At 49.2% G+C, this 9347-nt stretch carries 11 protein-coding genes; 4 read left to right on the top strand and 7 right to left on the bottom strand.

Annotation, left to right across the window (positions count from 1 at the left end; translation table 11 throughout):
* Positions 1 to 305: 305 nt before the first annotated feature.
* On the bottom strand, positions 306 to 1430 hold the full coding sequence (locus BMW93_RS10160) for a Gfo/Idh/MocA family protein (protein WP_090375131.1): 1125 nt from the start codon (positions 1428 to 1430) through the stop codon (positions 306 to 308).
* Between the two features lie 302 nt (positions 1431 to 1732).
* Between BMW93_RS10160 and BMW93_RS10155 the strand changes: the two genes are divergently transcribed.
* From BMW93_RS10155 to bioB, 4 genes are all read left to right on the top strand, one after another.
* Positions 1733 to 2284 (top strand): GNAT family N-acetyltransferase, encoded by a 552-nt coding sequence (locus tag BMW93_RS10155; protein ID WP_090375130.1) that lies wholly within the window; start codon positions 1733 to 1735, stop codon positions 2282 to 2284.
* Between the two features lie 27 nt (positions 2285 to 2311).
* Positions 2312 to 3583 (top strand): acyltransferase family protein, encoded by a 1272-nt coding sequence (locus BMW93_RS10150; protein WP_090375129.1) that lies wholly within the window; start codon positions 2312 to 2314, stop codon positions 3581 to 3583.
* Positions 3584 to 3708: 125 nt separating this feature from the next.
* Positions 3709 to 5139, top strand: a complete 1431-nt coding sequence (locus tag BMW93_RS10145) for a glycoside hydrolase family 125 protein (protein ID WP_090375128.1) — start codon at positions 3709 to 3711, stop codon at positions 5137 to 5139.
* Positions 5140 to 5284: 145 nt separating this feature from the next.
* Positions 5285 to 6265 (top strand): biotin synthase BioB, encoded by a 981-nt coding sequence (bioB, locus tag BMW93_RS10140; protein WP_090376198.1) that lies wholly within the window; start codon positions 5285 to 5287, stop codon positions 6263 to 6265.
* On the opposite strand, the gene BMW93_RS10135 is transcribed toward bioB, so the two are convergent.
* The 6 genes from BMW93_RS10135 to BMW93_RS10110 form a co-directional block, all read right to left on the bottom strand.
* Complete coding sequence (locus BMW93_RS10135; RefSeq protein ID WP_090375127.1) at positions 6243 to 6521, bottom strand: hypothetical protein; 279 nt, start codon at positions 6519 to 6521, stop codon at positions 6243 to 6245. The genes bioB and BMW93_RS10135 overlap by 23 nt on opposite strands.
* An 86-nt stretch (positions 6522 to 6607) precedes the next feature.
* The gene (locus BMW93_RS10130) at positions 6608 to 6820 is read right to left on the bottom strand and encodes a hypothetical protein (RefSeq protein ID WP_090375126.1); all 213 of its coding nucleotides are present in this window, start codon (positions 6818 to 6820) and stop codon (positions 6608 to 6610) included.
* A 63-nt stretch (positions 6821 to 6883) separates the two neighbouring features.
* Entirely contained in the window at positions 6884 to 7186 is a 303-nt protein-coding gene (locus BMW93_RS10125; protein WP_090375125.1) for a hypothetical protein, read from the bottom strand.
* A gap of 190 nt (positions 7187 to 7376) precedes the next feature.
* Positions 7377 to 7760, bottom strand: a complete 384-nt coding sequence (locus tag BMW93_RS10120; protein ID WP_090375124.1) for a helix-turn-helix transcriptional regulator — start codon at positions 7758 to 7760, stop codon at positions 7377 to 7379.
* Entirely contained in the window at positions 7748 to 8050 is a 303-nt protein-coding gene (locus BMW93_RS10115) for a type II toxin-antitoxin system HigB family toxin (protein ID WP_090376195.1), read from the bottom strand. The genes BMW93_RS10120 and BMW93_RS10115 overlap by 13 nt, the downstream gene beginning before the upstream one ends.
* 110 nt (positions 8051 to 8160) lie before the next feature.
* Positions 8161 to 9330, bottom strand: a complete 1170-nt coding sequence (locus tag BMW93_RS10110) for a PepSY domain-containing protein (protein WP_090375123.1) — start codon at positions 9328 to 9330, stop codon at positions 8161 to 8163.
* Between the last annotated feature and the right edge of the window lie 17 nt (positions 9331 to 9347).

The raw sequence follows: 9347 nt of genomic DNA, 5'->3' as shown, positions 1-9347 counted from the left end.
GCAAATCATTCTGTTCTACAAATCTTGCGGTGCGCTGCACCTTGGCGTTTTTGTTGTTTTGCGTCGCGTTACGCAAATCGCTCTGTTCTACAAATCTTGCGGTGCTCTGCACCTACGTTGATTTTGATTTTACATCACCACGTACAGGTGCAGAGCACCAAAACATTTGTAGAAAATCCGAGCGTTACCCCCGTTTTGTCAAGGTGCAGAGCACCGTAAGATTTGTAGAAAATCCGAGCGTTACCCCGTTTTGTCAAGGTGCAGAGCACCGTAAGATTCGGCAACCATCCGTCAAAATATCTGCGCTACACATTCTGAAAATCCGGCAGCTTGATGATCGCGCCGCCTTGCAATGCCGATTCGTGCGCGAGGATACCTACGCTGGTCCAGTTGGCCGATTGCCATGCGTTCGGGAATGGCTCGCGGTCTTCGATCAATGCGCTGATGAACTCGTGCGCCAAATGCGGGTGCGAGCCGCCGTGGCCGCCACCTTGTACGAACGACAAGTGTGCATTGTCATCCAGGTTGTAAACGCCGTGACCGGTAAAGTGACGGATTTCCTCCGGCAGGTAATGCGCGTAATCCGGTGTTGTTACTTTCTCCGGGATTTCATGCTCAGGCTTTTTCGCTGTATGGATCACCGGATCTTCGCCTTCGATCAGCGGCCATTCGAATGATTTTTTGCTGCCGTAAACCTCGAAGCTCTCGCGGTACTGACGTGCCACGTCGAACAGCGAGCGGTACACATAAGCCGACAAGTCGCTGTCTTTGAACTTGATATGTGCAGATTCCACAGCGAATGGGGAGTTGTGGATCTTGATCAGATCTTCCGAGATCGTTCCTGAACCGAAGCACGAAACATATTCAGCTTCCAGTTTCAACAAACCGGCTACCGGGCCTACGCAGTGCGTCGCGTAATGCATCGGGGGCAATCCCGGCCAGTAGTCAGGCCAGCCTTCCATGTCCTGCTGGTGGCTCGCTTTAAGGAACTGCACTTTGCCGAGCTCTCCTTTTTCATACAATTCTTTTACAAACAGGAATTCCCGTGCATAAACCACGGTTTCCATCATCATATATTTTTTGCCCGTTTCGCGGGTTGCTTTTACGATCTCGATGCAGTCCTCCACGCTCGTCGCCATTGGTACCGTACACGCCACGTGCTTGCCCGCGCGGAGGGCTTTCAATGTCTGCTCGGCGTGGTTGGGGATAGGGGAGTTGATGTGTACAGCGTCGATGTTAGGGTCTTTCAGGAGCTCGTCATAGTCGGTATAGCGTACTTCAATGCCGTATTGGTCACCGATTTCATTCAGTTTCGATTCGGTACGCTGACAGATCGCGTACATATTGGCATTGGGATGTTGCTGATAAATGGGGATAAACTCGGCGCCGAAGCCTAATCCGATAATGGCAACATTAATTTTCTTAGACATATTGATTAACAGGTTAATGATTCAGTAGATCAGCGATTTAACGGGAAAAACAGATCCTTCCAGTTTGGCCCGCCTGCCGGATTGGCCGGTATTTTCAGAATTGGTGGTGTGGATAGTAATCGACAATACAATTTTAAAACAAAATAGTGCTAAAAACTTTTCAGGTTTTGATTAGTACTGTGCGTATTTTGATCTATTTTTAAGCTAATATCAGTTTTAATGCAAAAAATAGCTAGAAAAAGCGATCGAAAACGCCGATTTTGCGATAATTAAGCCGTTTTCTTTACCAAAATTCCCAAATCATGATCCGATCCGCCCGCCCGGAAGATGCCGAAGCCGTAGCACCGTTACTGATTCTCGGTATGGGCCACATCGCAGGCATTTTCGCACGCTCGGATAACCACGCCGATGCGATACCGTTCTTCCGGGAATTTTTCCTGCACCCGGCCAACCAGTACAGCTATACCAACACATTGGTTTTTGAAACCGAAGCCGGAGTGATAGGCTCTATCAACGGCTATGACGGTGCATTGCTGCCTGCATTGCGGCAGCCGGTTCTTGACAAGCTGAGAGAAGCTGACCCTACTTTTGACCCTAATGATGAAACCGGTGCCGGCGAGTTTTACCTTGATTGTATCAATGTGCACAGTGAGCACCAGGGAAAGGGCATCGGAAGTCAGCTGATCAATGCCCTGTGCGCACATGCAGGGGCGCAAGGACATAAGCGGGCTGGGCTGATCGTAGATAGGGTGAACCCTGCCGCCAGAAAGCTTTACGAACGTCTGGGTTTTGAAGCGGTCGGCGAGAAGGACTTTATGGGGCACCGCTACTTCCATATGGTACGCAACCTTTGAAAAGCATTTATCCTAAACCTTATATTAATGAAACAACGGCTGATTTCCCTGGATGTCCTGCGCGGGCTGACCATGATCCTCATGACCATCGTGAACAACCCGGGTGACTGGGGCCACGTGTACCCGCCATTGCTCCACGCCGAGTGGCACGGATGCACGCCCACCGACCTGGTGTTTCCGACATTTCTATTGATTGTCGGAGTCTCGATTGTACTTGCGACACCCATAAAGACTTTGAACGGCCCGACCTTGCAACGGATCGTGACCCGCACGCTGCGTATATTTTGCCTCGGTATGTTTTCGGGTTTCTTTGTGCGGATACATTTGTTCGGGTTGGAGGACAATGCGTTGCTTGCAGCCCGGCTGGTCGTGACGGCGGTTGTAGTGGTCGCATTGTTTTCGGATTACGACAGAAAGTGGCAGTTCATTACCGCGGTGGGCATTTTCGTATTGATGATCGGGCTGGCATTCAGCGGGATCGAGCCTTTCGATACCGTCCGCATTCCGGGCGTGCTGCAACGCATTGCGGTGGTGTATTTGTTTGCTTCCTTATTATATCTGAAAACCGGCTGGCGCACGCAGGCTTTGGTAGGCGTAGTGCTGCTGGTGGCTTACTGGGGTATCATGACGCTGATTCCGGTGCCCGGTGTGGGGGAGGCCAATCTGGAAAAAGGGACGAACCTGGCCGCGTGGCTGGATAATCTTTTACTGCCGGGACATTTGTGGGCTTCGTCCAAAACCTGGGACCCGGAAGGTATTCTGAGCACACTTCCGGCGCTTGGTACCGGCATTATGGGCTTGTTGATCGGGACTTTGCTGAAATCGGAAGTGCTGAGCAAGGTTGAAAAGGTTAAATATATGCTGATCGGCGGGCTGACGGGGATCATTACAGGATGGCTGTGGAACCTGGCGTTTCCGCTGAACAAGGCTTCGTGGACAAGCTCGTTTGTGTTGTATGCTGGCGGCTGGGCGCTGCTTTGCCTCGCCATACTTTATTATGTTATCGATTTCAAAGACCAGTCGAAATGGACGACGTTCTTTGTGATTTTCGGCGTGAACCCGATGGCCGTTTTCTTTTTTACGGGGATGATTTTCAGGATTTTGAATGCGGTGAAAGTTACAAGCCCGACCGGTGGTTCTGAAAAACTGAATCTGGTGCCCTATTTCTATCAATATCAGTTGACTCCGCTTTTCAGCGATCCACGAAGCGCTTCATTGGCGCAGGCTTTGCTGCTGGTGGGGCTTTGGTACGTAATCCTGCTGATCTTGTACCGCAAAAAGCTCATATTTAAAGTCTGATTAAACGGCCATCATTAATTATCAAACGGTTAGGTTGAGGTTGTAAGATTTGTATGGAGGCATCTGCGATTTTTGCCTAAATTGCTTTTTAATTTTTACTAAGCACCCAATATAAACTCTACCTCATGTTCGTAAGAAGAGATTTCATAAAAGCGGGCGCGCTGGCGGTCGCCGGCTTGGTCATGCCCAAATGGTCGTTTGCCCAAAGTGCCGATTTTCCGGTAGTCCGCATTCCGGCCGACAAGCGCAGTTTCACAAGTCCGGCCGTGGAGGCGACGATCGCCCGCATGAAAAAGGTGATCAAAGACCCCGAACTGGCGTGGTTGTTCGAAAACTGCTTCCCGAATACCCTCGATACCACCGTACATTATAACCCGGTAGATGGCAAACCCGATACTTTCGTAATCACCGGCGATATCGACGCCATGTGGCTCCGGGACAGCACGGCCCAGGTTTGGCCTTACCTGCCATTACTCAAAGAAGATGGGAAGCTGAAAGATATGGTCGCGGGGCTTATTAACCGCCAGACCAAATGTATCCTGATCGATCCGTACGCGAATGCATTTTATGACCGCCCGAAAGAGAGCGAATGGAGCAAGGATCAGACCAAGATGAACCCTATGCTCCATGAACGCAAATGGGAGCTCGATTCGCTTTGCTACACCATTCGTTTGGCATACAACTATTGGAAAACTACCGGCGATACCAAGCCGTTCGACGCCGACTGGTTGAAGGCCATGGAACTGGTGCTGCAAACCTGCAAGGAGCAACAGCGTAAAGACGGGCCGGGGCCGTATAAGTTCGGTCGGGTTACGTCGTGGTCGACCGATACCGTTCCGGGGAATGGCTACGGTAACCCGATCAAGCCGGTTGGGTTGATAGCCAGCACATTCCGGCCGTCGGACGATGCTACGATTTTCTCGTTCTTCATTCCTTCTAACTTTTTTGCCGTTGTTTCGTTCCGCCAGGTGGCCGAGCTATTGGAAAAAGCGTCCGCCACGAAAAACGCGAAGCTGGCCGCTGATTTTAAGGAGCTGGCTGCCGAAGTAGAAGCCGCATTGAAGAAATACGCCGTGTTGAACCACACGCGTTTTGGTAAGATTTATGCATTCGAGGCGGATGGTTTTGGAAATCATGTGATGATGGATGACGCCGGTATTCCGGGGCTGATCAGTTTGCCTTACCTTGATGCAGTTTCGGTAAAAGACCCGATCTATATCAATACCCGAAAATATGTCCTGAGTAACCTGAACCCCTATTTCTTCAAAGGAAAAGCCGGCGAAGGCCTGGGTAGTCCGCATACGCTGATTAATCAGGTATGGCCGATGGGTATCATTGCCCGCGCCATCACATCTACCGACGATAAGGAGATCGAAGCGCAGCTCAAACAGCTCAAAACGACGCACAACCATACCGGATTTATGCACGAGTCATTTGACAAGGACGACGACTCGAAATTCACGCGTAAATGGTTTGCTTGGGTGAACACGCTGTTCGGCGAGCTGATCCTGAAACTGGAAAAAGAACGTCCGCATTTGCTGGCGAAAGTATATTAAGCAATTGCATTAGCGCATTCTCAAATGCCTTCCGGACTACAAACCGGGAGGCATTTTTGTTATGCCGGACTATGATGTTTATTCCAAACCGGACGCAATGCTGCGCCGGGTCGTCGGCTACATTTGGTTCGAAAACAATGTCACCATGCAAACTGAACCCATCCGTAACGACTGGAGGCCCGAAGAGATCGAGGCCATTTATAACCGACCTTTACTGCAACTGATCTACGACGCAGCGACCGTTCACCGGCAGTGGCACGACCCGGAGCGCATTCAGGTGTGTACATTGTTGTCCATTAAAACCGGGGGTTGTCCCGAAGACTGCGCCTATTGCGGACAGGCAGCGCGTTACCAGACAGGCATTAATGTAAAGGCATTGATGAAAAAGGACGACGTGGTAGCCGTCGCCCGCCGCGCCCGCGAAGGTGGTTCTAGTCGTTTCTGCATGGCTGCCGCGTGGCGGGAAGTAAAAGACAACCGCGATTTCGACCGCGTGCTCGAAATGGTGACGGAAGTAGCCGGATTGGGCCTCGAAGTATGCTGTACCCTCGGAATGCTCACCGAATCCCAGGCCGAAAAGCTCAAAGCCGCCGGCCTTTACGCTTACAATCACAACCTGGATTCATCCGCCGAATATTACGAGCAGATCATCACCACGCGCACCTACGACGACCGCCTGAACACGGTCGACCACGTACGCAATGCGGGCATATCCGTGTGTTGCGGGGGGATTATCGGTCTTGGTGAAACCCGTGAAAACCGCATTCAGATGCTCCACACGCTATCCACCATGCCCGAGCACCCCGAATCCGTACCCGTAAACGCCCTCGCACGCGTGCAGGGAACGCCGCTGGGCGATATGAAAAAAGTCGATACCTGGGAAATGGTGCGCATGATCGCCACCGCCCGCATCCTGATGCCGAAAGCGATGGTCCGCCTCAGCGCCGGGCGCATGGAAATGAGTGAATATGAGCAGGCATTCTGCTTTATGGCAGGGGCCAATTCGATTTTTACGAATGAGAACGGGGAGCTGCTGGTAACGCCTAATCCTGGGATGGGGCAGGATAGGGAGATGATGGAGGTTTTGGGGTTGAAGGCTTTGGTTAGGGAGGTGGTGAATGCTTAGTAACTGCGCTAGTACTGGCATCGAGCTTCGCGATGAATGTCGCCACACGCAGCTGGTTAACAATGTGCTCCCGCATTTCGGGCGTTACTCTTGAGAGGTTTTCTGTAAATAGGTAGGCTTCGATTAATGTGTTGAGCGATTCAATTATTTCGGAGCCACTGTCTTTCTGAAAGAAATATTTGACGATTTCTAGTTGATGACTTGCCGCGTCATTAACTGCGGTGGGGGTGATGGTTAAGGTTTCAAGTGTACTCATGGGTTTGGTTAATTTTGCGTTGATGGAAGATTACATTAATTCGCATTTACGTGTGGGATATCTCCACATATGATAGATAAATTTTTTTATTTCAACTTAAAAGTGATGATGGTCTTCTCCTTAACGTCACCAAATTCGGACAGGATTTCTTTCATGCGTTTCTGAGAAATACCCTTTCTAAAAGTGTAATCACGCCATGCATTGCGGTATCTGCCTTCTTTGGTTTCTGCGGGGATCGCGGGGTAAATGTTTTTAAGCCACCACTCGAACGCTTCCTCCACAGAGCTGAAAGTCTGCATGAAACGAAATTAATGATTTGTGGGGAAAATCCACCAATAAACTGGGAAGATTTATGTCTCCTGCTAAATTGGGCCGGGTTTTAAGTTTGAAAATAGTTGATATTGAATGGGAATGGCTAGCTTATCGGACTCTTCGAAATAAATTGTATTCATGTTAATACCAAGCCGATGGTATACTGAATTCACTCGCGCCTCTGCCATAATGAGTTTGTCTTCGATGTCTTTTCGCCCGTCGGGAATTTCAGCCCAAACAAAAATACCTGAATTGTGAAGATTGAGGGCGATTTTCGTGGAACCTACTCGCCCTATCGAAGTGATGTATTCGTCGAGCATCTGCTTGATTGGTGAATCCGGTAGTGTGTTCATAGACTTTTCAACAAAATGAATTTGAAGAACTATTTCGGAGAATATTTAATCAAAGTTTGCACGTCTATTTCTCCGTAATCAGAAAGGACTTCTTTCATTCTTGCCTGTGAAATACCTCTGTTATAGGTGAAGCCTCTCCAAGCGTAAGTCAATTTTCCTTTTTTTACTTGGGCTGGAAGTGATGGGGTATTTATACATGCGCCGAGATGATGTCCTGAGGAATGTCGAGTTTCTCTCTAATCACTTTAAGAAGCGAAACGTCCGGCCAATGATCTCCATCGATGATCTTTTGAAGCTCATCGTTTGAAATACCGAGCTTTTCGGCGAGGTCTTTACCTTCAGACATCATGTCGTACCTGCGAAGCTCGAGAATACCTTCGAGTGTCGACGGTTCGGGAATATCATAGATACTTTGCTCATAAGCCATTATGGCCTCTGCCATAGCATGTATATGGGCATTTTCTTCGGCGGTGGTGTCAGCCTCGTCTTTTTCCATCAAAGCTCCCACTTTTTTGATCAAAGCAGCGTGCTCATCGTCGTTGGTAACTTTATAAGTCGGTGTTAAGTTTTCCATAGGGATCGAACGTCTATTTTGTCATACTGTTGATGAGTTCCGATAAATCGGATGTATACAGTGCGGCTGTTAAATTTAATCTTCACAATCAATCTGTAAGTGTTGCCCCGAATGTTAAACACATACAGTCCGTGACCAATTGCATCCACGGAATTAAACGCTAGTTTCACATCATGAGATGTTGAAAAGCTGGCCTTCTGTGTTATTTTATACCAGCTGATGAGCGCATCTTTCGCGTCAGGATATTTATGAAAAAAGTCACGGAGAGTAGAATAACTAAATATAACCATAATGTGTGATGAAGTGCTAACAAAAATCCCTGATAAAATTAAGACGGCATTAATCTTATCAGGGATCTCTTTATCAAGCAACCGCTTTGACTTATTCGGCGGGGACCTGGTTAACTAACGGTAGCCTTCGCTCGCCTGGCAATCGGCGAAGTATTTCGTTTCGCCACTGTCTCTTTCTTCTTAAACTTCCTCCCAACCCAGATTACTACCCCGGTAACCGGCAAAGTCGCGGTAATCAATGCCACGATCAACGCCAGTACCTTCGTGGGCCATCCCCATATGCTTCCGCTGTGAATCGGGAGCACGAGGCGACGGACTTTCATGCCGGTGGTTTCATTGTCGTAAAGGCGCTTGCTGATGAGCTTGCCGTCAGTTTGGTCGAAGTAAAGGAAATCAACGACGTTGTCGACAGAGGCGGTTTCGTTCTCTTTGGAAACAGTGACGGAAAGGCTGTCGGATTCCGGGATTGCTACTTGAATGCGGCCTGGATAGGTGAGCTGTCGGTTAGTTTCGGTGAATACCTGGGCTAGTACGGTAGATGTTGAAGAGTCTGTGAATGAGACATTTGCAGGCGCTTCGCGTTTTTGTTGGGGCTTGCCGTCGAAAGTGAGGAAAATCATGATATTCACCCATTTATAACTCCAAACCAGTCCGGTGAGGGCGATCAGGAATGTAAATGGCAGCACGTAGAAGCCGAAAACGGCGTGCAAGTCCCAGTTGAGGCGTTTAAATTTGGCGTTCCACTTTATCGTGAGGCGCTGTTTGGTTTGCTTGCGGTTGGGCCACCAGAGAATAAGTCCGGTGATCATGATCACGATGAACATCACACAAGACACTCCCGTAATCAGCTTGCCGGTGTCTTCCATGCACAAATAGCGGTGTAATTGCAGTACTATATGGAAGAATGATTCATTCTCGTGGCGTGTACCGGTGATTTCGGCGGTGTAGGGGTTTACAGCCACTGAAAGGACATCTTTTTCTTTCTTGCCTTTCACTAAACCGAATATGATGGTCCGGTCGGCATACGGCTCGATGGCAATGCGGGTAATGCGCTGCTTTGGATAGGCGCTTGCAACGGCGGCTCGAAGGTTATCCAGCGGAAGCGGCGATTGATCCTTCGGAGCTTCGACGAGGTGGAATTTGGCGTAAATCACAGGTTCCAGCTCATCCTCGAAAACCAGAATGCTTCCCGTGAGCGCTACTATAAAAACTACGAGGCCGGAGGAAACCCCCAGCCATAAATGTAGTTGCGATGCAATTTTCTTGAATGTCTTTTTCACAGATTTTATGAAATAGC

The organism is Dyadobacter sp. SG02 (assembly GCF_900109045.1).
In the GTDB taxonomy this organism is placed as follows: Bacteria; Bacteroidota; Bacteroidia; order Cytophagales; family Spirosomataceae; genus Dyadobacter.
Note: the sequence above shows the minus strand (reverse complement) of the source record. Positions and strands in the feature narration are given on the sequence as shown.

Coding starts and splice junctions, on each gene's coding strand:
- BMW93_RS10135 (WP_090375127.1), bottom strand. CDS start 6,521: ATGAGTACACTTGAAACCTTAACCATCACCCCCACCGCAGTTAATGAC.
- BMW93_RS10155 (WP_090375130.1), top strand. CDS start 1,733: ATGATCCGATCCGCCCGCCCGGAAGATGCCGAAGCCGTAGCACCGTTA.
- BMW93_RS10115 (WP_090376195.1), bottom strand. CDS start 8,050: ATGGTTATATTTAGTTATTCTACTCTCCGTGACTTTTTTCATAAATAT.
- BMW93_RS10125 (WP_090375125.1), bottom strand. CDS start 7,186: ATGAACACACTACCGGATTCACCAATCAAGCAGATGCTCGACGAATAC.
- BMW93_RS10150 (WP_090375129.1), top strand. CDS start 2,312: ATGAAACAACGGCTGATTTCCCTGGATGTCCTGCGCGGGCTGACCATG.
- BMW93_RS10160 (WP_090375131.1), bottom strand. CDS start 1,430: ATGTCTAAGAAAATTAATGTTGCCATTATCGGATTAGGCTTCGGCGCC.
- BMW93_RS10145 (WP_090375128.1), top strand. CDS start 3,709: ATGTTCGTAAGAAGAGATTTCATAAAAGCGGGCGCGCTGGCGGTCGCC.
- bioB (WP_090376198.1), top strand. CDS start 5,285: ATGCAAACTGAACCCATCCGTAACGACTGGAGGCCCGAAGAGATCGAG.
- BMW93_RS10130 (WP_090375126.1), bottom strand. CDS start 6,820: ATGCAGACTTTCAGCTCTGTGGAGGAAGCGTTCGAGTGGTGGCTTAAA.
- BMW93_RS10120 (WP_090375124.1), bottom strand. CDS start 7,760: ATGGAAAACTTAACACCGACTTATAAAGTTACCAACGACGATGAGCAC.